This window comes from Acaryochloris sp. CCMEE 5410, assembly GCF_000238775.2.
Lineage (GTDB): Bacteria > Cyanobacteriota > Cyanobacteriia > Thermosynechococcales > Thermosynechococcaceae > Acaryochloris.
Genome location: NZ_AFEJ02000001.1, coordinates 1,362,680 through 1,384,406, shown reverse-complemented (window position 1 = coordinate 1,384,406; position 21,727 = coordinate 1,362,680). Strand labels below are relative to the sequence as shown.

The following is a 21,727-nucleotide window of genomic DNA, read 5'->3' as shown; positions in this document are numbered from 1 at the left end:
TGGCTAATTTCTAAATGCTTTAGTCTATTTGAAGGATTGACTAAAGTATTTAGATGGATTGCATTGACTTTTTAAGCCTTAACTGGCCACTATTGATCACAAGCGTCTTTAGCCTAGTTGGCTGTTGTTTTATGGCGATATTTCGGGATTGGAAGTGCATTCAACCCTACTATCCCAAGAGTTGAGGTAATGTCAAGATTATTCCTCCTACTGAAAGGTCGGCTAGCTACCGTCCGCCAGGCATCCCGTAAGCTTCAGCTTGGGACCCCACGACTGGGCCTGAGGGCTGGCATGATGGGATGCTGCTGGGGAGGGATGGTCTGTTTGACTCACTTGATCAGCGACATTGCCATAGCTCAACCCCGTCGCCAACCGGTCTCGGATGCCCTACCAATGGAATTACAAACCTTGATCGAAAATCGTCCGGATGGGCCGATTATTTCTGCAGATACCCCATCCCAAAAAGGGTTTACAGTGCCCAGTCTTTGGTGGACCAATGAGCAATTCGGAGAAAAGTTAGTCTCGGACTGGAAAGCCTATGGGGTTGGGCAGGTGGGCAACCAACAAATTAATGTGAGGGTTCGACCCGAATTATGGACTCGATATACTTACTTTGAACGGTATGCATTTGTGCTCAAGTTTGGGGCCGATGCTAGCAATTTTGGCTATCAGCTGATGGTGCTAGATTCCCAAGATTTTGTCTTAGGGGCCTATACCTGTGACTTTGCTCAAAGCGATCCACATTTCATTCCCAACATGCTGGATGAACGATCTCAACCGATTCCGGACTATGCAGATCCTAAGTCCACCCAGGCTTTACCTTGTCAGCTTTGGTTAAATCCAAATTATCCTCGAAGTGTGTTTTAGACTAGTATTCGCATAGCTTGCCACAGACGTTCGTATTGTTGCAGGGTGGAGGGCGAGAGGGGTAACAAGAACTCACTCCTTTCGAACTGCTTAGGAGCGGCAATGAGTCGATGGCTTTGCGACTTGACCGGAAGTGTGGTGGATAACAGCGGGGAGATGGTATCTGTAAATTTGGATAAATTATTGGCAACGGTGTCTTCCCACCAGTAATTAATCCATTGATTAATCGTTTCACTTGGTTGGACCTGGACCCATAGATCCGCCCACAAGGCTGAGCCAGATGCAGGTAAGACTGCGTCCAAATCAGGTTCTCGGGCTAGAGCGGGTAATATGTCAGATGACCATCCCACTGCAGCCCAGGTATCTCCCAAGATTAGGGGCTCTAAATATTGGCTAGAGGCATAAAAGAGGGTTTGCTCATTCAGTTCCTTAAGGGTTTGGGGGAGTTCTGAAATGGTGTCTAAATCCTCTAAGTTGTAGGACTGGCCCAGTTTTTTGAGGGTAAGACCAATGACCTCTCGGGGTTGATCGGGGAGGCTAATGTGCCCCTTCAGTTCAGAGCGCCATAAGTCTGACCAATCTTGAGGTTGCCATCCTAAATCTCTGAATTTGTCCTTTCGAAAGGCAATCATGGTGGCCCCCCACCGATAGGGAGCCCCCCAAATTTTGCCTTCGGTGCTGGGATTGCCCTGGAGATCGCGACGAACGAGCTGCTGCCATTGAGGTGCTAAGGCAGACCATCGATTCAGATCATCGACGGATAGGGGTTGGATTAGGTTTTGCTGGATCGCTTGGGGTAACCAATAATCTCCGAGGCTGGCTAATCGGGATGGGAGTTTGGGCTTATCCTCTGGAGGCAATTTCTCAGCCTCTTGTTTATGCTCTTCTTTGTGCCATTTTTGAAGCTGAGTAAAAATTTCCTGGGTAGAGGATTTAAGGGAAATTTGTAAAGGAATATTTGAGTTTGAGCGGAATTTATCTACCAATTGAGGGGGTAGGGTCTTCTGCAACAAATTTACTTGTAATCCGGTGCGGTTGTTCTGTTGACAGGCCCCTAATAATTGACTCAAGGTTACTGCACCTAAGGTCTGTAAAAAAGAACGTCGATCCATCACTTTTTATTCATCACCTCTATTAGGATAACGCTGCTGGATTAGAAACCTATATTAGAGGACTCAAACGGTCGATAATGCATGCCATCAGGGAAGTGGCTCTTATTTTCTAACGAATTATGACTATTCGAGTCCCGGTTCAACAAACATGGAATGATGTTTTCTGTAAGTTTTTTGAAAATAGAAGTACTCAACTTTCAATCCCAGTAGATGTTCTAAGGATTTAGTGATGTCGAATAGGTAAAAATGCGGATCTAATACCCAATTTATGGCGACGAGACTTTAGATTTAATTCCGTTTTGTGCCTTCATAAAGACTCCTTTTACCTCCAAAAATCCTTAACATGGAATAAAGTCAAATCAGTAGGGAAAGACCATGGATCCAATGCAAGAACAACTCACCCTGGTGAGTAATAAGGTTGATGCCCTGCACCAGGTGATCGAGCAGCTTGATCATAAACTGACGTCAACCCTTTCTCAGCAAGAATCGCACCAACGTCCGCTCCCTGGGGCCATCATTAATGAATCTTCGCTACATACCAGCCCAAGTTTGAGCCATAAGGATGTGCTGGCAGAAGATAACTCCTTTGATTCGAGAGAGCAGCATGGTGAGAGACCCATCACGCCTGAAATTCAGATTCAGCGATTGACGGCTCAACTGACCGCTGCTTACAACCGTATTGCAGCGTTAGAGGAGCAGCTTATTGCTCAACGTGTTCACTAATTTGATCCTCTCAGCAGGATAACTTTCTGGCATTTCATACGATTTGTTTGACAAATGCCGTTTCTGTAAGCACAATAAAGATTGCTCAACGCAAGGGACTGTAGTTCAACTGGTTAGAGCACCGCCCTGTCACGGCGGAAGTTGCGGGTTCGAATCCCGTCAGTCCCGTTCTCGTCCCATATTTCTGTATGAAGCCACCTGGGAGATTTTCGGATCTCTATTCGGGTGGCTTTATCGGTAGGATGGAATCTGTAATGTAACCGAGAGATTTAGTGACCGTTCGAGTTCGTATCGCCCCTAGTCCAACGGGGAACCTCCATATTGGCACTGCTAGAACTGCAGTCTTTAATTGGCTATATGCTCGCCATCACCAGGGCACCTTCATCCTGCGGGTTGAAGATACGGATGAGGAGCGATCGCAACCGGAATACACCGAGAATATTCTGGAAGGGTTGCGCTGGCTAGGAATGGAGTGGGATGAGGGTCCTTATTTCCAGTCCGAACGCTTGGACTTATATCGGGATGCGATTCAAAAGCTGCTCGATCAAGGACTTGCCTATCGCTGCTACTGCACACCTGAAGAGCTGGATGAGATGCGAACGGCTCAAAAAGAACGGAATGAAGCCCCTCGCTACGACAATCGCCATCGCAATTTAACGGCAGAGCAAGAAGCAGCCTTCCAAGCTGAGGGTCGTCAGCCGGTGATCCGCTTCAAGATTGAAGATGACCAGACCATTACCTGGAAGGACTTGGTTCGTGGCCCTATGCACTGGCAAGGAAGGGATTTGGGCGGCGATATGGTGGTTGCCAGAGCCACGGCCTCTGGGGAAGTGGGCCAACCCCTCTACAATTTGGCAGTGGTGGTAGACGATATGGATTTAAACATCTCCCATGTGATCCGAGGGGAAGACCATATTGCTAATACGGCCAAACAAATTCTGCTTTATCAAGCCTTTGGCGGTACGGTGCCTGAATTTGCTCATACTCCCTTAATCCTGAATAAGGAGGGACGGAAGCTGTCGAAACGGGATGGCGTGACGTCTATTTCTGATTTTCAGGAGATGGGATTTACGGCCCCGGCCTTGGCGAACTATATGACCTTATTGGGCTGGTCTCCGCCTGATGCGACCCAAGAGATTTTTAGTCTCAGTGATGCGGCGGCTCAGTTTGATTTTGAACGGGTGAATAAGGCGGGGGCTAAGTTTGATTGGGATAAATTGGATTGGATCAGTAGTCAATATCTGCATGAGCTGCCTTTGGCGGAGTTAGCTGAGGCGTTGATGCCCTATTGGCAAGCTGCGAAATATGACTTTGACCCGGTGGCCGATCGGCCTTGGCTCGACCAAGTGACGGCCTTGATTCAGCCGAGTTTGGTCAGACTCAAGGATGCGGCGGAGATGACGCAATTCCTCTTTACTCGTGAATTGACCTGGAGTGAGGATGCCCAGAAGCAGTTGAGTCAAGATGGGGTTGCTGTGGCTTTACAAGGGGTGATTGACCCACTGGCGGCGGCAGGATTTGAGTTGTCGGCAGAGACCGCGAAATCCTTTATTAATTCGACGGTGAAGGCCAACAAGCTGAAGAAGGGATTGGTGATGCGATCGCTTCGTGCTGCACTCACTGGCGATATGAAGGGTCCCGATTTGATGGAGTCTTGGTTACTGCTCCATCAGCGGGGAGAAGATCTCAAGCGCCTCCAACAAGCGCTAGAAATCGCGAGTGCATAAGCTACTGGCTTAAAGCCGCAACAATTCGATCTTCTATGTCTGGATCTAGCAGGACCATTGCACTGGCAGATTGTTGAACATCTGCGGGTGGGTTTTGGCGTTCCCAATCGAGGGTTCTCGCTAGTGCGGTCGTAATGGAGACTGGCTCTTGATATCCCAATTCCTGGCGAATAAGGGAAGAGTCAGTTGTCCAATCTTGGTGAAAATTGAAGGGAATAAACCGATCGGCAGGGAGCTGATCAGGCGTTGTAGCTAGGATCTGACCTGGCCAGTTTGCTGCTTGGGCAAGCAAGTTCAGTCGCTCCTTCTCATTCAGTGGATGCAGTTCAGACAGATTATAGATACGATGACTAGCCGTTGATTCTGACTCAGGGTTCTGTATAACTGCTAAGGCAATGCCCCAGGCGATGTTCTCAACATAGCCATAGCTGCTCTGCCACTGAGCCAGTCGAGCATCGAGCACAATTACAGGACGTTTTGAGTCCATGCGGTGAAGATAAGCGTAAAAGCGATGAAGGGGATCGCCAGGACCATAGACCATAGGCAATCTGAGGAGGGTTACTGCCATATCAGCTGTATTCAAGTAGGTCCGCTCTACCAAAATTTTGTCGTAATTGGAAGGGATGCCCAGTGGTCGCTGAGGCGCATTTTGGTAGGGATAGAGCTGTGACCGGAGGGGCGAAGATTCAGTTAGGGGTGTTGCGTCCACCATGCCTGTTTCTAATCCCCAAATAATATCCCTCGCCCGGTAGACATCTTGACTGCTGATGGCAACGATGCGCGGACAAATTCCGGTGATGGTGTTGAGCAGGGTGTGGGCATCTACTATTGTGTAGGGAATCATGTCCAGGACGACATCTGGAGCAAAGGTTTGGATCTGGGACTGATACTGGTATAAGTCTTGGCGATTGCCTTGAAGGTAGGTGACACTCGAAGGCAAATCCGCCTTGGTTTGACCTCGATGAAACACTTTAACGGTGTGTCCCGTAGAGACCAAATATCGAATCACATAAGGCCCAATAAAATGGGTGCCACCAATCACTAGTACGCGCATAATCCTTTTCCTGACTGAAACTGGCTTTCAGTTTAGAAGGGACATATTGTGGTGAATGTGCAATTTTTCTGGAAAACTGTGCAGAACTTCAGATATGGTTTGCCAAATTGTTTAATTGTCAATGATGTTACCTTCACTGTCATACATGGGGGCAGACTCTATAAGCTGATCATAAAGTTCTTGTTCCCCATTTTTATGCCGCCAGTCATCACCACGGATCTCCCACATAGCAATGAGACCTAGAAGTTCTTCAAGGGACGTTGCACTGAATCTTCGACCATTCTTTTCTGCATCCCATTGTGGAGCTTTCCATTCACCAGGTGTATTGTTCAGGTAGTAGTGCGAGAGAATATATCCTTTAGAGTAGATTACTTGTAAGCATGGAACCTGCGTGTTGCCAGCGCTCCGAATTGAGAGCTTGTATTCCTTATCATCATCCATTTGTTTAGTCAGATCTGAGCTTGTTTTTTCTGTGCCTTCATAGCATATATACGCTGAGATTAGTTAGATCTTGACAACTAAAGAAAGCCTGTATTTATATTTCGACGAGAAGTTTTTAGGTAGAAGATTTGATGGTTTTAATGAGTATTTTTGCGACAACTTCAGGTGCCTTATCGGTAGTATCTATTTTCTTGAATGGTAATGCATGAATTAGCCTGAGTTTTTCTAGAGCATAGTGTTCTTGAGTTGCAGTACCTCGATTTTTGAGACGCGAAACCAAAGTTTTTGAATCACACACTAAGTAAATCGATTGAAGTGAGGTTAGGTCCGTAAAATAGTCGTAGAAAGGAGTGTAAAGTTCTGATCTAGCGAAGGCCCAAGATAAGATGACTGTTTGGGATGAGCTGAGATCTATTTTGACGGCCCTAATGACTTCACGGATTGCTTCCTGTCTCGGACGGGCGTAGCTAATGGATCGGGGATGCCTTAGACTTCGGAATGGTTACCCCTGGGAATAGGGAGTCAAACCGTTGATTGACCCAGGCAAGCCGCAGCATGAGTAGATGATTGAAACCATCCTCACTCCAGCGCATACCAACCCCCTTAAAGCGCTGTTGAATCAGCCACTTACAAGCACTTTCGACCATTCCTGACCCCAGCGGTATCTGTAGTTGTTCAAAGTGGCGATATTGGATGTGTCGCAGATGGCGCTGGAAATAAGCCTGTACCTGGAGCAACGTCGTAAAAGATTTGCCCGTAAACAATTGTGAGTGAATCAACATCGTCAAGGACCGCAATACTAATAGGTGTTGCCCATGTCGCAATTGGTGTCGCCAGCGCCGAAACCAGGCTTGGGCTTGAGCAGAGCGAACATCCCCAAACATCACTTTTGTTGCTCGTGCAAGATGGCCTGCTGCATGAAAAAATCGAGAACTGCCACAGCACAGTGAGAGAACAAGGTGCGGTAGACTCGCCAGAAGCCTCGCCCCCCATCACTCAACCAGATGACGCTTGGGGCCGATTCAAAGTCTTGTTTGCGGGCTTCGAGTTGCAGTAAGGGGATGAACTGGTCGATATCGCCCAATACTGCTACCAGTCTTCGACGCAGTAGTTGGGGGACACTCTTTTTAGCTCGGGTGAGCCGTGTTCCCAGGCGGGCTAAGATAGCGACTTTAACTTCTCGCCACTGGATTTTTCCCTTGGGGGTTTTCGGAGTGGGGCGAAAGGGCACCATCACACCGTCAGCAGCAATGGCCAAAGGCAGAGCAGACAACACCTCTGAAATCGCTTCACTAGGAGCCTGTTCACCTGATGCTTGAGCTTTGAGTTGAGCCTCTAGCTCCTGATAAGCTTTGTTGCCCATGACTTGCACCCAATTCCACAAGCTTGATGAACTGACGGATAAACCACTCCACTGACTCAGCATCCAACTGGCCAGTTCATAGGGCATAAATAGACTTAACAAGCAGCCTAGACGCACCAGTTCTTTACTGCTGTGCTGGTAAGAGGTAATCCCAATGGATTGGTCCAGAGGAGCTGATAGACTACCTGGACACCCTTTTGGACAACGACCCACCCGTCGCTTTCAGTAAATATTTCCCACCAGTGTCTGCATCTGACGAGATTCCCATCCCTTCGAGTGCAAGCGGGTTCCGCAGGTGCTACACCTAGGCCATTCAAATACTGTTTTTGCTCGCCGTGAGAGTTCATCCTCCAGAAGCCATCGAGCCAAATACAAACCCATTTGCAGAACGATATAAACCATCTGACTCAGGCTGGGTGATTCTTTGAGTGCTTCGACCTGTTCTAGAAATTCGTGATGCTCTAGTACGGTTGGCAATTGCGATGTTAGGCTCATGACAAGTTTTTGATTCGGGTACAGGATCTATTGTCCTTGACCCGTTTTTCTTTGAGCCATACATCCCCGATTCTGTGCTTACGCCCGTCTCGGACCTATTTTATTGGGCGCCCAGATATCATCTGCTTCCAAACATCTAAAATCGTTTAAAGGTGGGGTTTTTAGGACCGTAGATTTTCCTACCCCTGGAGGACCGCCGAGAAGAACTAATTGTGTCAACTGAATAACCTAAAAAATAGACTGCACTGGCTTGATGACGAAAAACATGATTCTGGTTACAAATCTCCTCTGCAATCGTCCCAAAATTGGGCAACTGACCTATTTTCTTTCCGGTCGATCTGTTTGGATTTGCGAGCAAGTGCAGCAGACCGGATCTTGAGGCACGCTTTTGCTCAACATAAGCTTGATTTCTCTACGCGGGCTTGAGGAAAAGAAGTCTGCATTTGATCGGAGACTTGAGCTTCTAAATCTTGGAAACCTTCATATCTTAAGGCTAAGCCTAAGTTGTAATACATAGAAGCTGTGAGGTTGGGCAAATTATGTTGAAACAGACTCAGCACTTGATCAAGGCGATGCTGATGGTCTAGCAACGTTACCAAGCGGTCATAGGCTGTTGCTTTCACAACATGACAACGCCGATCACTGGGACTATGGCCAGGAAAGGCTTGAATAGCTTTAAAGTAGACTTGAACAGCCTCATCAGGCCGTTTTGTTCGCTCCAAGAAGCTTCCTAACGCCAAATAAACGTAGGGTTCGGTTTGTTTTTGCTGTAGCAATTGGTCAAAAATTTGGCGCGCTTCTTCCAAGCGTCCCGCCGCTTCCAGATTATGAGTGAGTGCCTGCCAATAGTTCCAAATCAACTCTGGGTTACGCCGAATTCTGTTCTGGTAAGCTGAGATCACCTCTGCGGGTGCTCCATATAAAGCCAAGAAATCGAGATATTCCGATTGGGCGGCTTGGCTATCTGGAAAACGCTGCACAAGCTCTTGATAAAGCTCCATCGATAAGTCAAACCGCTGGTTGTGAATGTGATTTGACACGTATTTCCAATGCAAAGACTTAGCAGCCCTAGCCAGCTCTAAGAGTTGATTGGGGGAAAGCGGATAGCCAAGCTGCTGCTCTAGAAATGAGATAGATTGGAGCGCTTGCCCCTGAGCTGCTAGACCTGTCATTAAGTCCTTATAACCCTTTATTGAATTGGGATCAGCCTTAATGTCTCGCAATCCATCTTGAACATTGGTTTGCGCCTCCTGTAACTGCTTCTGCACATGTTCTAGGAGATGGTTAGCACTCGCAACATGGTGAGAATTAACATCATCCAGGGATACAAGCTGTTGTAACACTTTAATCGCCTCTGTGAGCTGCCCCTGCTCAGAAAGGTTTAACCCCAGGTTCAACCAAATGTATTGATGCATATAGTTGTTCATGGAGCTGGGTTGTGGTTGACCAAGCAGTTGACGGTAGATCTTTTCTGCACTGCGATAGTCATGGGATGCCTCGTATTGACGAGCTTGGTCTAGCAACTTCACCCAACCTGGTGGTTCTCGTGGTTTTGTTGGAGTTGATGTAGGACGTTGTGACTGAGTTCGTCCTGGCAAGCTGTATAAGTTCAGTAGTAGTGCAGAGACTAATATGCAGCTTAGCCAGCGCGTCAAAAACAACATCCAATCATCTCCAGTAAACAAGCCAGCACTACAACTTTTGCAAGGGTAAGGACAGCAAAGAGCTTTCATAGATACGGTAGTTGCATTGCATCTCTGAGTTCAAGCTGGTAGTGGTGAGAGATATCAAGGCGTTGTACTGGGAACGGCATACTTTAGCCACTCGGTTGATCATGAAAGTGGGCCTGTCTACCGGAGGTCTGTGGAGTCTTCCCATTTGCTGAAAGTGATGAAGAATCCCTACATCCCGAGTACGAAGGGAGGAAGGAATGGATTGGTAGCGATTTTGGCCCAAAAGTATTTGATATTGAGGAGGTGAATGAGGAAAATTGCCAAGGAAGCGGGTCTCAATAAGGTGATGTCTCCTTATCGAGACCCGCTTCCTCGATTACGGCGGCGCTAAATACTACGAATGGGAATGTCCGGGCAGGGCAGCATCTCTCTCGCCATGCGAATCCAGAAATGATGATGCAGTACGACGATAATCGCAAGGATTTCCAGGGAGAGGTCATGGGGGTGTTGTCGGGGTAGGGAGTGGAATAGCCCACGGTCACCCTCTTAACATGATTCAATGAATCCTATTTTGGAGATGGGTCAATGGCTGTATGTTGGCAAGTCTGACAGGAATCACAGATTTAACCTTTCGGGATCACTGCATTTTGGTTAAGTGTCTTGGAAACTTAAGCCAAGACGAATAACAGGGAGGAAGCCAAACATGATGCTTCCTAGAGCATCATGCCGATTTTTGGCCTTAGTGTTGACCACTTATACTCAATCTAACCTTTAGCTCATCAGGAGGACACCATGACAACGCTTACCGCAACTCCCCAACCTTTTGATGAGACTAAAGCCGAAGTCTTTGCAAATCGGCTTTTAGATACACTTAATAGTGGCGCGCTCACACTTATGATCTCGGTCGGTCACCGAACTGGCTTATTCGATACCCTTAAAAACCTACCGCCAGCAACCAGTCAACGGATTGCTGATACTGCTGGCTTACAAGAGCGTTATGTGCGGGAATGGTTGGGTTCTATGGCCACGGCCCGATATGTAGACTACGATGCGACCCACAAGACCTATCATTTACCCCCAGAACATGCAGCCTTTCTGACCCGAGATGCCTCCCCCGATAATATCGCAGTGATTGCTCAGTTCATCCCTGTGCTAGGTAATGTTGAAGATCAGATCGTAGACTGCTTTCGTCATGGTGGCGGGGTACCTTACTCCGAGTACAAACGCTTCCATCAGGTAATGGCCGAAGACAGTGGTCAAACTGTAGTGGCGGCATTAACCGAGCATATCCTACCATTGGTCCCTGATCTAATTCCCAATCTAAAGCGTGGAATTCAGGTGATGGATATGGGCTGCGGTAGTGGTCGGGCTATCAACAAGATGGCGACGCTGTTTCCCCAGAGTCAGTTTGTAGGCTATGACCTATCGGAAGATGCGATTGCAACTGCCAATATCGAGGCTCAGTCTTTGGGACTAGAGAACGTTCAGTTCAAAATTCAGGATGCAGCAGTTCTCGATTTGTGTGAGGAATACGATTTCATTACCACCTTCGACGCTGTGCATGACCAGGCGAAACCTGATGTCGTTCTGCAAAACATCTACCGTGCCTTGCGTGCTGATGGCATCTATCTAATGCAAGACATCCGCGCCTCTAGTGACGTGGGTGGAAATCTTGAGCATCCGATTGGACCGCTGCTTTACACCATCTCCTGTCTGCACTGCATGACTGTTTCGTTAGCGGCTGGAGGAATGGGTCTCGGTGCGGTCTGGGGTGAAGAAAAAGCGCTACAGATGCTTGAAGAAGCTGGATTTAAGCGCGTGGAGATCAAGCAGCTTGAGCATGACTTCCAAAACAACTTCTACATTGTCAGGAAGTACTAGATCATGTGCCAAATTTGTCGCTTGGGACAGCACCAACTAAAATCTCGCCCCCCTACCTTGCTACTAGATACAAGTCAGTTTTCAACCTTGGTTGTTATCGATCATCGTCGGAATTCGACACCGGGTATTTTGACCGCTCAGCCCTCTGGACAAGGAGAGCCAGTCCCCAACTATTCCACCCATAACAGTATTGACACTGAAGGGAAAGCTTAGGTGGGCGTCGGGTAACGGCCTCAGGTCGGTCACAGACCATCTCAAACAGGAAACACTATGAGTCAACAAGAACTGAACCAAATTATCACTCAGCTTCAAGGTCTTTCTTGGGGAAACACTCCCACTGAGATGAGGGCTAACTTTACCATGGGGTTGTCGATGCCACCTCATCCTACTGCCCAGGTTGAGAGGGTGGATGTCGATGGCATGGCGGCTGAACTCATCACCCACCCAAATAGCCGATCAGATCGCATCGTTTTGTATCTCCATGGTGGCGGATTTATCATGGGGTCTTTGCCTGCCTATCGTCGTCTAGCCAGCGATCTAGCAGAAGCGGCAGGCGTAAGTATTTTAGTTATTGACTATCGTCTGGCTCCTGAACACCCTTATCCAGCAGGATTAGAGGATGCCCTAACTGCTTACCATTGGTTAATTCACACCCGTGGATTCCAGCCTGGTCAGATCGCCGTTACTGGAGATTCGGCAGGAGGCAATCTTGTCCTAGGCTTGCTGCTATCGCTCAAAGATCTGGGAGAGTTACAACCTGCCTGCGTGTCTTTGATTTCACCCTACTGCGATCAAATGAGAACTGGTGCAACGATGGTTAGCCATGCTAAGAAAGATCTGATGGTCACGGCCCCGCTGTTAGATACCATTGCGGATTGGTACGCTCCAGGGAAAGACTTACGATCTCCTCTTCTCTCACCTCTGTATGCTGACTTGTCAGGGTTACCGCCACTCTTGATACATGTTGGAGCCGTTGAGGTACTGCTTGATGATGCGTTGCGGTTGGCGCGTCAGGCTGGATTAGCCGATATCCCGGTCACGCTCAAGGTTTGGTCAGATATGATTCACTGCTTCCACCTCTTTGCACCTGTGCTGGAAGAGGGGCGTGTTGCGATCTCAGAAATAGGGGCTTTTCTCACAACTGGTTTTGAGTTCAATTCCATGGATACGCTTGCCTAACCTTTATTGTGGCAGGTGGGGTAGGCCGTCTCCCTCTTGATGCTCTTTCACAAATTCTTTTGCTCTGCAAACTACAACTTATTCGCCCGCTCTAGCCAGTCTTGGGCACTGGACGAATCGCCCTGCTGTTGGTAAAGCTTCGCCACCTGACGATAATCAGCCTTTGCTCCTGCACGCTGCCCTGCCTTTTCTCTGGCGCTACCGCGCATAATAAACCAAGATGTTTGAAAGGGCTGTAACTCAATCAACTTGGTATAGTCCGCAATCGCCTCATCGTAGCGTTCTTGTTTTTCATACAGTTGTCCCCGACTGAGATAGACCGACGTATCATTCGGTTTAAGAGATTGAAGCTGACCATAGGCCGCAATCGCCCCCTCAATATCATTCTGATCTTCACTCAGGGACGCAATTTGCTCATAGGCGCGGGAATTGCGAGGATTGATCTTCGTGATCATCCGATAGTCCTGTAGCGCCCCTTGGGGGTTCCCACTGTAGCGGCGCACATGGGCACGACGATCATAGGCTTCGACATTCTTTGGATTGAGCCTGATCATCTGGTCACAATCTTTGAGAGCGCCCTGCTGATTCCCTTGAATCAAGAGTGATCAAGCAAGAACTTCAAAGGTTGGCTCTATAGGTTCTGGGGCTTATTCCTGTCCACTGTCGAAATAGGCGAGAAAATTGGCTGGGATTGGCAATGCCGACTTGATGAGCAACTTCTGAGATAGCTAAGTGTTGATTACGTAGAAGTCTTTGGGCTGTTTGAATACGGCATTGGGTCACGTATCGGTAGGGAGAAATCCCCATTGCCTGCTTGAACTGTTCCGCAAAATAGTTGGGACTCATATGTACCACCTTCGCCAGATCCGCTAAGCGAATTGGGTCTTGGAGATGGTCGTGAATATATGCGATCGCATCCTGAAACTCTCCCTTGGAATATTGCAAGGGCAGATCGGGTGAGCAGGACGCATAACGCCGTAACAGATGCCGTCCCAAGGTATGACTTAAACTCTCCACATACAAAAAATCAGGTTGGGTAGAGCCAGTCAGTTCAGTCTTCAGGGCCAAGGCAATTTGAAACAGCAGTGGATCGAGGACTTGTAGCTGTAAATCTAGTGCGTATTGCTGAACCCCCGTCTCATCATGGGCCAACTCCCTTAACCACTGGGGACAAATCAACAAGCGAAAATAGTCTAAATTTCCATCCCATTGACTTTGGGTGATCTGCTGGGCGGGTAACAGCCAAACTTCTCCCGGTCGGGCCACCTGGCGTTGCTGCTGGTGATTAACGGTAATTCGCGTTTGGCCAGGATGAGATTGAACGATACAGAGGGCATGATCGGCATTGGCACATTCTGGTAATTGGGTTCGGGGCTGTTGACAATGCTCAAAGACAAACCCTAAACCAGGGCTGGCAAATATAGGTGCATTAAGGGTGCGTTGAAGTGTATCAGGTGAAGAAGACATGGCATCGCTAACGTCGTGGAGCAGGATCAAGACTGACTAATTGCGCCGAGGAATGCGAGCATTTCTTGTTGGGGAGGCGTTAAGTTTTGGCAGTTAGTAAGGTTTAAGCCTTCACAGAGGCGAGCGGCCCGCCAAGTCTCCCGGCAAGTTCCAGTCTGCACATCCCAAAATCTGAGTTCCAAATCGCTACTCCCCGTCACTAAAGTTTGACCGTCGGGACTATACTCAACCGCCGTGACCCAACTCGGATGTCCAGATAGCTTAGCCAGACATTGCCCCGTTTCCACCGACCATAATCGGGCCGTTTCATCTTTGCTACAGCTGGCCACGGTTTGGCCATCGGGACTAAAGGCGACCCCCATCACCCAGTCCGTATGGTCTGTGAGGACATGGAGACATTCTCCAGAGTCTACATCCCAGATGCGGAGGGTCTGATCGGCTCCACCTGTGGCTATGCGATCGCCCAGGGGACTCCAGGTCACATACCAAGCCCAAAACGGGTGCCCAACCAAGGTTTGGGATAAGGTGGCAGACGGCACATCATAAATTTGCACATGGGCATCAAAGGAACCAATAGCGATCTGTTGACTATTGGGGCTCCAGCTTAAGCCGCTGACAAAGTGTCCGGGGATGGCCTGAACCATCTGCCCCTTGGCAACGTCCCAGAGTCGCCAGGTGCCATCCCAACTGCCACTCGCTAGCCACTGACCATCGGGGCTAAAGGCGAGGGAAGCGATGGTGGCTCCATGGCCGGGCAAGACCTGTAGGACTTCTTTGGTGGCGACATCCCAAAGCCGAATTTGCTGATCATTGCCTGCGCTCGCCAGTAGATGCCCCTGGGGATGGAAGGTGAGTCCATAGACCCAGCCCTGATGTTGCCAGTAGGTTTGATAGGTGCCGGTTGCCACCTGCCAGAAGCGAATCGCCCCATCTGTACTCCCACTTACTATCGTCTGGCCATCCGGGCTATGGCGAATGCTCAAGGTGCTATTGACTTGTGCCCGCCAGGATTGCAGGGCTTGTCCTGTGGTTAAGTCATATAACCGAATCATGGGTTCATCGCCCCCACTGGCTAACAGGTTGCCCTGGGGGTGGCAGGTGACACTATTGATACAGCTATGGTGTCCGAGCAGGCGGCGCTGGCAAATGCCCGTTTCTAGATCAGTGATGCAAATGGTGCTGTCGAGTCCCGCACTCGCGACAACAGAGCGATGAGGCAAAAACGATGCGGAAAAGATAGCCTGGGTATGGGGAGTAAGGATTTGGACGCATTGACCAGAGCTAACTTTCCAGATACGGAGGGTGCGATCGCATCCTCCACTCACCAACCACTGACCATCGTCACTAAAGGCCACCGTCCGCAGCCAATCCGTATGACCCTTTAGGGTGCGCAGACAGCGCCCTGTTTCTAAGTCCCAGAGTTTGACCGTGGCATCATGACTAGCACTGGCGAGGGTATGGCCATCGGGGCTAAGGGCGATTTCCCAGATTCCTTGCTCGTGACCTGGGGTGGATTGTAAACAGTCTCCCGTTTGCAAATCCCAAATACGCCAGGTCCGATCTTCCCCAGCGCTGATTAACCGCTGGCCATCGGGATGCATGACTACCGAACGGACGCAGTCGGTATGGCCAGTGAAGATGCTTAAGCATTGTCCTGTGTCCACCTGCCAGAGCCGAATCGTTTGATCCTCGCTGGCGCTGGCCAGAATGGAGCCATCGACACTAAAGGCCACGGACCATACATTATTCTGATGACCTTTAAAGATGCCGATGGCTTGGCTGCCTTGCTTGGGATTCTGTACATCCCACAGCATAATCACGTTGGCAAAATGGCCCGTTGCCAATCGTTTGCCCTGCGGATCAAAGGCGGTGGCGGCAACATGGGGAAAGGCGGTAGCAAAGACCGTATCTTTGAGGTCGGCTCCGGCCATATTTACTTTCATCAGGGCCGTGTCCCGGAGATCGGCTTGCCAGAGAGAGAGGTGTGACAAATCAATGCCCGTTAAGTCCACCTGTAGCCGCACCAGTAGATTCAGGCAATTTCCAGCGGCATAGTCTTTGCAATGGGCAAGCTCCTGTAATCGATCTCGTAATTGGGCTGCGATGGCTGCTGTAGAGTGTAGCTCCGATAAGAGCATATCGATCACAGGTTGCAGGATCACCTGGCGCTGGCTGTGGCGGATACTATCTTTGGCCTGGGCTTTCAGCAGAGCATGACTCTGTAAACGGGAGGGCTCTGCCCCCTGCGGCTGCAAAAAACTCTGGCCAATATCTTCAATCAGTCGCTGGGTCACATATTCCATCAACACGGGCTGCAGGGTGAATTGAGGCAACTCCGTGCCAGACTTAATCACCACGCATAATGATCGCCGCCGTAGAGCCTCCATGGCTTCCAGTAATTTGGGCATCGCTACAGGAAACACCAGGTCATGGCGCAGGTCCGCCAAGGTCAAGGGGGCGCGATTAATCGCTAGCCAATACATGACGTCCTGCTCTAGAGGAGACAGGCGCTGAAACTGCTGATCGAGGAGGATGCGTAGGCCGTTAAAGATGGTGATGCCTTCTGCTAAAAAAGCTTGAACGTCTCCAGCAAAAATATCTTGAATGGCGGTGGCGACAATCTTGAGGCCCAAAGGGTGGCCTTCGTAAAACTGGATCAATTGTTGAAAGGCATCTATATCCCCCGTTAGCCCTTTTTGGGTGAGCAAGGGCAAGGCCTTTTCCGGTTCCAGTCCGGCCATGGCTAAGGCCCGCACGGTGGGGCCTTCTAATTCAGCGAGGGTGGCGGGCTTCTCGCGGCTGGTGATCACCAGGCAACTTTGATGAGGGGTTTCCCCGAGCGATCGCAACAACGTTTCATAGCCTTGATAGTTCGGTTTATGTTGGCCCGCTTGGGGGTGAGTATTGTCAGCGCCACTCTCCAGTAGCGTCTCCCAGTTATCCAACACCAATAAACAGCGATGCTGCCGCAGGTAGGCCATTAATTGCGAAAGCAGGGTTTGGGGTGGGCTAATGCGGGTCAGCTCTGGATCGAGGGATTGCAAAATATCCACCAGCAAGTCTTCGGTTTTGGGGCCATGGCGCACCGAGCGCCATACGACTGCTTCAAACTCAGGGTGCAGATGTTTAACCAGCTTTACTGACAGGGAGGTTTTGCCGATGCCGCCGATGCCTAGCAGAGCCACGAGCTGACAACGTTCATTGCTCAGCCACTGACTAAGAGTGGCGAGTTCTTGAATGCGGCCATAGAAGTTGGAAATATCGACCGCTTCCCCTAAATCTAGTCGGTGATCAGTGGATACTGAATTTGCCAGGGCTTTGTCTGGCCTAGGCTTTGCTCCAGGACGGCGAAAGTCTTCGTCTTGTAGGGGTAACTCAAAAGCAGTAAAGAATAACGACAGGGTGCGTTTATCTAGCCCCACTTCTCCGTCGAGGACTTTGGCAACGGTTTTGGCATCGAGCTGGGTGCGGTCGCTGAGGTCTTGCAGGGTATAGCGAACTTCCTGATTGTCCTGGGCTTCGCTGTCCTGGATGGCGGCTTGTAACCGCTCTAAGCCAATGCTGGTTAGAACAACGCCTCGTCTTCGCCTTTGTGGTGATTGCGGCATTTGCGATCGCACAACAATTCCCTTCAAACACCAGGGTATACCCATTCACTGGGGCGTGGCTTCCACTATTTCCAAGTCAACCGGATTGCCCATTTCATAAGCAGCTCTACTACCTATACCTATGAATTCAGCGGCTGAACCATGGTTTGGAAGAGGGGCGAATGCTGGTAAATTTGCTGGACTGCATTCGCAGGCAAATTATAGAAAGTACCCACAGAAGTTGAATGCTTCTAAGAAATCCCTTAAATGGAAGGGGAAAGGTGGTTTAATCAGGCAGCATCTGAAATGTTAAAGTCCATTGTCCCTAGCGGTGGCCCCTTGACAGTTGGCAGAAATGGTCTCGCATCACAAAATAGTCGAATTACGGTAGGTAATGGTTGACCTGAAAAAATCTCATATCTCATTCGAACTCAGTGTTGAAGGAAAACCTAAAAGTAACGTCAGTGCAGCATATATTGACATCGGGAATGGCCCAGCCATTTTATTCCTTCATGGTTTTTTCTCAGATGCAATGGTCTGGGAAGGTATCATCACGAACCTTAAAGATAAATATCGCTGTATCAGCCTGGATCTGTTAGGTTTTGGCCGTTCTTCTAAGTTAGAGATTGAATATAAAGTTGATTCACAGGTCGCTTTTGCTAAGAAATTTATGGAAACGCTGGGGATTGAGCGTTTCTTTGTTGTTGGCCATTCTTTAGGGAGTTGGACCGCATCCCGTTTAGAACTTGCTGCCTCTGAGTCAGTGTTAGGTCTTGTTCTGTTAGCTCCTGCAGGCGTTGGAGAATATCTGGAACCGTATCGTATACTCGTCCCTTTCTCTTGGGAAACACCAGTTGTTGATTGGTTAATTAGCTTAGTCTCCCCTGTGTTGAAATTGACAGGGGCTGGAAATCTAGTACAGGAGATCAAGTTTATTAGAGAGAGGTTTTTGCATGATCCTGTCTTTCAAGCCTGGATACAAAGAGCATTTCGCCTAGAAATTAGCGATGAACTGATTCATGAGGTTGCAAAAAACATTCATTCTCCAACGTTCATTATTTGCGGCGAGTCAGACGAAACAATTCCAGTTGAATTTGGGAAACACCTTGAAGCGAACATTTCTAACGCAACATTGCATGTTATTCCAGGTGCAGATCATCAACTCCCCACGAAATGTTGTCAGGTATTATCTGACTTAACTTTAGATTTTGTTAGCGGTGTTGCAGTATGAATGGATTGATGGAGTTGTCACTATTATATGCATCAATATACTTATGCGTGGGCATTCATCTGCAATCGCTTAAATTATTCCAGACCAGCTCTTTGAATAGGTCGATAATAGATGTCGAGTAGCAGTTTTATTAAAGCAGGTAAAAAGCTAAATCCCTTTCTACACTCAATGTGGTTTCGTGCATTTCCCAAAAGCTCAAGTTTCTGGACCACTTCATCGACTTATGTTTGTTTTATCCTATCCGATAGGCTAGGGAGCATGTCACCTTTGCATTCCAATTAAGCCATTGAGGTAAGCACACCGATGTGCCAGCACTTGCGGGACATTACTTTCATTCCACTGCGCCCCTGAAATTTTGACTCTGCGACTAATCTGCTTGATAGCAGATTCAACAGCCCCAGACCCAATAGAGCAGATTTGCTCACTCTGGTAATAGTCATAATTGACGATCCGATGCCGATGTTTGCGAACATAGTTGCAAAAGACTTGGGCCTGCTTTTCTTCAATGACTCAAATAGAGCCAAGGTTTCATCAACCTTCCCCTGCCATAAGAGCTGCTCAGCCTGGTGCAGACGTTTGAGGGACCCACCGACCTTATGAAGATTTTCCACCAGATGGTACCAGTCCAGAATCTCTCGCCGTTGCTCAGGTATGCTCAGCTGACGAATGATATTCCAAATGCCATCATGACCATCCCCTAAACAAGTCAGTGGAGAGGCTAACGGTTGCTGGTGAGTCCAGTCAATGAGCCGGGCATTATTGTGATAATCCGCGATGAGTCCCACATGCGTTGCCAGGGTTTTATAGTCTTTCCACTGACAAGGGTGTCCTAAAGGGGTGCGGATGCGCACTTTGCCACCATCTACACTCACTTCGGTTAAAGCTTCATGAGCCTGGGGGGTAGGAAACCGTTGTTGATGCACCAATCGCTGCTGGGTTTTGGCTGGTACCTGAATCCCAGTTAAATAAGCCACATCTTTAGCAGTTGAGCATAGGAGACATTGGCACTGATGCGCAAGCAACAATTCTCTAAATGAGGACTGATTTGACGATAGGGGGAAACGGCTAGATGCTGTGCCTGTTGAGTTGTAATGCTTAGAACGCCCAAGGTGCTTTTCAGGCGTCGGTTGCGGCCTGCTGCTGTGCCAGTAGCTGTGCGGATAAAAATGACCGAGTTCGGGACTGACATGGGTCTGAATTGCTGACGCACCGTCATCTCAATACCTTCTAGCGTCTTCAGGTTCTCTGGATCGCTTTCTTCGTACAGTAATTGGGCTATCGCATCAAGATGGACTTTGAGTTGAGCTGCTTTTTCGGAGTTCATTGATGAAGACTTCTGGGCAACACTTGTATCCTGAACGATTTCAAAACAATCTGCAAAGGTGACATGCTCCCGATAGGCTAACTGTCTGCCCAAGTCATTTAGCTTTAGCGAGCTTGGAGTATTGGGTAATTCGTGGAACCTCTTTTGATCGCATGATTATAGAGTCTGAAGTCGACAGCATATGAAAAGGAAATCTATCCCATCAGGTTATGTCATTCGGCCCTATAAGCAAGAGGAATATCAGGCAGATTATTGCAAAGCCAAAAAAAGAATTGGTATATTTCTGATCATTTCAGGACTATTCTTTGTGCGAGAAGTATGGCTGATATTGCGCTCTTTGGAATTATCATCATGGGCGTCTCAGACGCAAAGTATTGGGGTTCTCTCCGTTAGTGGCACTTGTGTAATATTGTTCGCCAGCATGTTTTGGACAGTAAAAAATGACTTGAGAAATAAAGTCTGGGTAATCGATTGGCGCGATCAAAGTGTTGGATACCTACAACTCAGACCAAAAGTGAGAGCATACGTCTTAACCATTATTTTTATTGATCCTCAACATCGTCGCCAGGGTTTGGGACGTGCTCTGATTCAACAGGCAGCTCAAGATGTTCAACAGAAAATTTATGTTCGTTGTGCAAAAGGTTTGATCCCTTTCTACACTCGATGTGGTTTCGTGCGTTTCTCAAAGACTCAAGTGCCTAAGCCACTCCGTCCATATATGTTTGTTTTATCTCATCTGGTGAGCTAACTGTTTGTCCGAGTTAGGCAACGTTTTATGGCCTGAAGTGTTGGACAGCTTCAGGATATTGTGGAGGCAGAAATGGATTACCTCAGTGTTAACCGGGAATCTTGGAATCGGCGGGCGGAGGTGCATTTTGTCTCTCAGTTTTATGACGTTGATGGGTTCTTGGCTGGCAAGTCATCCCTGACAGAAATTGAGCTAGCCGAACTCCCCAACTTAGCTGGACAAAGACTATTGCACCTACAGTGTCACTTTGGGTTAGATACACTCTCCTTGGCCAGAATGGGGGCCTTCTGCACAGGAGTCGATCTCTCTCCAGTTGCCATCGATAAAGCATTGGAACTTAAGCGAAAAGCTAATCTGGATGCAACCTTTATCTGCTCGGATATTTATCACTTTGATCGAGGAGCAGAACCGCTCTATGACATTGTATTTACGTCTTATGGGGTGGTTTGCTGGCTTCCTGACCTGAGTCAATGGGCTGAAGTTATTTCAGCTAACTTGGCCCTGGGAGGCACTTTTTATATGGCGGAATTTCATCCTGTTTACGATCTCATCGCGGGTTACTCCTACTTTGAACAACCTGACCCAGATATTGAAGAAGAAGGCACCTATACAGAAAATAGCGGCAACTTAAAATCAACGCTTATCACTTGGGCACACCCCCTCAGCTCAGTGTTCAATGCTCTCACCAATGCCGGAATTGAAATTCGTTGCATCAATGAGTATCCTTTTAGCCCCTATCCCTGTTTCGAGGGGGTTGAAGAGCGTGGACCCGGCAAATTTTACCTACCTCATTTAGGACAAGACGTTCCCCTGATTTACACAATCCAAGGGAGAAAGGCTGCATAAGCTCCTGAG

The 21,727-nt window shown here is 48.5% G+C and carries 16 protein-coding genes, 1 tRNA gene and 2 pseudogenes; 10 read left to right on the top strand and 9 right to left on the bottom strand.

All coding sequences use genetic code 11. The annotated features are described in order from the left end of the window. The first annotated feature begins 189 nt into the window (after window positions 1-189). Window positions 190-867: a hypothetical protein gene (locus tag ON05_RS06135; RefSeq protein WP_010468170.1), complete on the top strand. Its 678-nt coding sequence runs from the start codon at window positions 190-192 to the stop codon at window positions 865-867. Here ON05_RS06135 and ON05_RS06130 read toward each other — a convergent pair. Next, window positions 864-1,979 (bottom strand): extracellular solute-binding protein, encoded by a 1,116-nt coding sequence (locus tag ON05_RS06130; RefSeq protein WP_010468168.1) that lies wholly within the window; start codon window positions 1,977-1,979, stop codon window positions 864-866. The genes ON05_RS06135 and ON05_RS06130 overlap by 4 nt on opposite strands. A gap of 375 nt (window positions 1,980-2,354) precedes the next feature. Here ON05_RS06130 and ON05_RS06125 point away from each other — a divergent pair, with 375 nt between their 5' ends. From ON05_RS06125 to gltX, 3 genes are all read left to right on the top strand, one after another. After that, complete coding sequence (locus tag ON05_RS06125) at window positions 2,355-2,702, top strand: hypothetical protein (RefSeq protein WP_010468166.1); 348 nt, start codon at window positions 2,355-2,357, stop codon at window positions 2,700-2,702. Window positions 2,703-2,796: 94 nt separating this feature from the next. Continuing rightward, a tRNA-Asp gene (locus ON05_RS06120) sits at window positions 2,797-2,870 on the top strand. 104 nt (window positions 2,871-2,974) lie between these two features. Then, complete coding sequence (gltX, locus tag ON05_RS06115) at window positions 2,975-4,429, top strand: glutamate--tRNA ligase (RefSeq protein ID WP_010468162.1); 1,455 nt, start codon at window positions 2,975-2,977, stop codon at window positions 4,427-4,429. A gap of 1 nt (window position 4,430) precedes the next feature. Here the strand turns inward: gltX and ON05_RS06110 are convergent, their stop codons facing one another. From ON05_RS06110 to ON05_RS06095, 4 genes and pseudogenes are all read right to left on the bottom strand, one after another. Further along, on the bottom strand, window positions 4,431-5,483 hold the full coding sequence (locus tag ON05_RS06110; RefSeq protein ID WP_010468159.1) for an NAD-dependent epimerase/dehydratase family protein: 1,053 nt from the start codon (window positions 5,481-5,483) through the stop codon (window positions 4,431-4,433). A 111-nt stretch (window positions 5,484-5,594) separates the two neighbouring features. Beyond that, window positions 5,595-5,924: a hypothetical protein gene (locus tag ON05_RS06105; RefSeq protein ID WP_010468157.1), complete on the bottom strand. Its 330-nt coding sequence runs from the start codon at window positions 5,922-5,924 to the stop codon at window positions 5,595-5,597. 467 nt (window positions 5,925-6,391) lie between these two features. Continuing rightward, window positions 6,392-7,782: pseudogene (locus ON05_RS06100) on the bottom strand (ISKra4 family transposase). Between the two features lie 392 nt (window positions 7,783-8,174). Beyond that, on the bottom strand, window positions 8,175-9,446 hold the full coding sequence (locus tag ON05_RS06095; RefSeq protein ID WP_010469653.1) for a lipopolysaccharide assembly protein LapB: 1,272 nt from the start codon (window positions 9,444-9,446) through the stop codon (window positions 8,175-8,177). An 801-nt stretch (window positions 9,447-10,247) separates the two neighbouring features. Here ON05_RS06095 and ON05_RS06090 point away from each other — a divergent pair. Genes ON05_RS06090 through ON05_RS06080 form a run of 3 tightly spaced genes read left to right on the top strand, consistent with a single transcriptional unit; the run spans window position 10,248 to window position 12,515 of the window. Beyond that, window positions 10,248-11,336, top strand: a complete 1,089-nt coding sequence (locus tag ON05_RS06090) for a class I SAM-dependent methyltransferase (protein WP_010469651.1) — start codon at window positions 10,248-10,250, stop codon at window positions 11,334-11,336. A 3-nt stretch (window positions 11,337-11,339) separates the two neighbouring features. Next, window positions 11,340-11,549, top strand: coding sequence for a hypothetical protein (locus ON05_RS06085; protein WP_010469649.1), 210 nt, complete (start codon window positions 11,340-11,342; stop codon window positions 11,547-11,549). Window positions 11,550-11,606: 57 nt separating this feature from the next. Continuing rightward, window positions 11,607-12,515, top strand: a complete 909-nt coding sequence (locus ON05_RS06080; protein ID WP_010469647.1) for an alpha/beta hydrolase — start codon at window positions 11,607-11,609, stop codon at window positions 12,513-12,515. 71 nt (window positions 12,516-12,586) lie between these two features. Here the strand turns inward: ON05_RS06080 and ON05_RS06075 are convergent, their stop codons facing one another. The 3 genes from ON05_RS06075 to ON05_RS06065 all read right to left on the bottom strand — a co-directional run bounded on the left by ON05_RS06075 (window position 12,587) and on the right by ON05_RS06065 (window position 17,635). After that, a complete protein-coding gene (locus tag ON05_RS06075; protein ID WP_236618843.1) occupies window positions 12,587-13,069 on the bottom strand; it encodes a tetratricopeptide repeat protein in 483 nt (160 codons plus the stop codon). A gap of 64 nt (window positions 13,070-13,133) precedes the next feature. Continuing rightward, complete coding sequence (locus tag ON05_RS06070) at window positions 13,134-13,982, bottom strand: AraC family transcriptional regulator (protein ID WP_010469641.1); 849 nt, start codon at window positions 13,980-13,982, stop codon at window positions 13,134-13,136. A 26-nt stretch (window positions 13,983-14,008) separates the two neighbouring features. Beyond that, window positions 14,009-17,635, bottom strand: a complete 3,627-nt coding sequence (locus ON05_RS06065) for an eIF2A-related protein (protein ID WP_050857428.1) — start codon at window positions 17,633-17,635, stop codon at window positions 14,009-14,011. Between the two features lie 328 nt (window positions 17,636-17,963). On the opposite strand from ON05_RS06065, the gene ON05_RS06060 reads away from it, so the two are divergent. Further along, a complete protein-coding gene (locus ON05_RS06060) occupies window positions 17,964-18,800 on the top strand; it encodes an alpha/beta fold hydrolase (RefSeq protein WP_010469637.1) in 837 nt (278 codons plus the stop codon). Window positions 18,801-19,061: 261 nt separating this feature from the next. Here ON05_RS06060 and ON05_RS06055 read toward each other — a convergent pair. Further along, window positions 19,062-20,124 (bottom strand): annotated as a pseudogene (locus ON05_RS06055) (ISKra4 family transposase). 181 nt (window positions 20,125-20,305) lie between these two features. On the opposite strand from ON05_RS06055, the gene ON05_RS06050 reads away from it, so the two are divergent. Further along, a complete protein-coding gene (locus tag ON05_RS06050; RefSeq protein WP_010472532.1) occupies window positions 20,306-20,872 on the top strand; it encodes a GNAT family N-acetyltransferase in 567 nt (188 codons plus the stop codon). Between the two features lie 72 nt (window positions 20,873-20,944). Next, window positions 20,945-21,718: a bifunctional 2-polyprenyl-6-hydroxyphenol methylase/3-demethylubiquinol 3-O-methyltransferase UbiG gene (locus ON05_RS06045; protein WP_010472533.1), complete on the top strand. Its 774-nt coding sequence runs from the start codon at window positions 20,945-20,947 to the stop codon at window positions 21,716-21,718. Window positions 21,719-21,727: the final 9 nt, after the last annotated feature.

What these genes read in the sequence shown, in the direction of transcription:
- ON05_RS06135 (WP_010468170.1), top strand. Translation starts at nt 190, where the DNA reads ATGTCAAGATTATTCCTCCTACTGAAAGGTCGGCTAGCTACCGTCCGC.
- ON05_RS06130 (WP_010468168.1), bottom strand. Translation starts at nt 1,979, where the DNA reads ATGGATCGACGTTCTTTTTTACAGACCTTAGGTGCAGTAACCTTGAGT.
- ON05_RS06125 (WP_010468166.1), top strand. Translation starts at nt 2,355, where the DNA reads ATGGATCCAATGCAAGAACAACTCACCCTGGTGAGTAATAAGGTTGAT.
- ON05_RS06110 (WP_010468159.1), bottom strand. Translation starts at nt 5,483, where the DNA reads ATGCGCGTACTAGTGATTGGTGGCACCCATTTTATTGGGCCTTATGTG.
- ON05_RS06105 (WP_010468157.1), bottom strand. Translation starts at nt 5,924, where the DNA reads ATGGATGATGATAAGGAATACAAGCTCTCAATTCGGAGCGCTGGCAAC.
- ON05_RS06095 (WP_010469653.1), bottom strand. Translation starts at nt 9,446, where the DNA reads ATGTTGTTTTTGACGCGCTGGCTAAGCTGCATATTAGTCTCTGCACTA.
- ON05_RS06090 (WP_010469651.1), top strand. Translation starts at nt 10,248, where the DNA reads ATGACAACGCTTACCGCAACTCCCCAACCTTTTGATGAGACTAAAGCC.
- ON05_RS06085 (WP_010469649.1), top strand. Translation starts at nt 11,340, where the DNA reads ATGTGCCAAATTTGTCGCTTGGGACAGCACCAACTAAAATCTCGCCCC.
- ON05_RS06080 (WP_010469647.1), top strand. Translation starts at nt 11,607, where the DNA reads ATGAGTCAACAAGAACTGAACCAAATTATCACTCAGCTTCAAGGTCTT.
- ON05_RS06075 (WP_236618843.1), bottom strand. Translation starts at nt 13,069, where the DNA reads ATGATCAGGCTCAATCCAAAGAATGTCGAAGCCTATGATCGTCGTGCC.
- ON05_RS06070 (WP_010469641.1), bottom strand. Translation starts at nt 13,982, where the DNA reads ATGTCTTCTTCACCTGATACACTTCAACGCACCCTTAATGCACCTATA.
- ON05_RS06065 (WP_050857428.1), bottom strand. Translation starts at nt 17,635, where the DNA reads ATGGGTATACCCTGGTGTTTGAAGGGAATTGTTGTGCGATCGCAAATG.
- ON05_RS06060 (WP_010469637.1), top strand. Translation starts at nt 17,964, where the DNA reads ATGGTTGACCTGAAAAAATCTCATATCTCATTCGAACTCAGTGTTGAA.
- ON05_RS06050 (WP_010472532.1), top strand. Translation starts at nt 20,306, where the DNA reads ATGAAAAGGAAATCTATCCCATCAGGTTATGTCATTCGGCCCTATAAG.
- ON05_RS06045 (WP_010472533.1), top strand. Translation starts at nt 20,945, where the DNA reads ATGGATTACCTCAGTGTTAACCGGGAATCTTGGAATCGGCGGGCGGAG.